This is a genomic window from Burkholderia reimsis (assembly GCF_003294055.1).
Classification (GTDB): domain Bacteria; phylum Pseudomonadota; class Gammaproteobacteria; order Burkholderiales; family Burkholderiaceae; genus Burkholderia; species Burkholderia cepacia.
Genome location: NZ_QMFZ01000175.1, coordinates 1 through 360, shown reverse-complemented (window position 1 = coordinate 360; position 360 = coordinate 1). Strand labels below are relative to the sequence as shown.

Genomic DNA, 360 nt, shown 5'->3' with positions numbered 1-360 from the left:
ACAACCCGGATAGTTTCCACGTCCATCTCAAGACGCTTCCGCTATCCAAATTACTTACTTCTTCCAGATTGTTAAAGAACGACAGCCGATACTTTCGTACCGCTCTGACTGGCTCAATCGCCAATGAGAAAAATTCGAACCAAACTTCATTCGAATGTTTGTCATTGAAGATTATTGAAAGCGGCCGGCATTATAACCGGTTTATACCGCAGACAGCTAGTCTGTCTTAATCAACAGCCGATAAGCGTGAGCGCTCAACTTTGCGAGAAGCTCTGGAAAGGAGGTGATCCAGCCGCACCTTCCGATACGGCTACCTTGTTACGACTTCACCCCAGTCATGAATCCTACCGTGGTGACCGT

1 rRNA gene is annotated in these 360 nt (G+C 47.2%); it reads right to left on the bottom strand.

Features of this window, described 5'->3' with window-relative positions:
* Positions 1-276: 276 nt before the first annotated feature.
* Positions 277-360, bottom strand: a 16S ribosomal RNA gene (locus DPV79_RS41810); the annotation flags it as partial.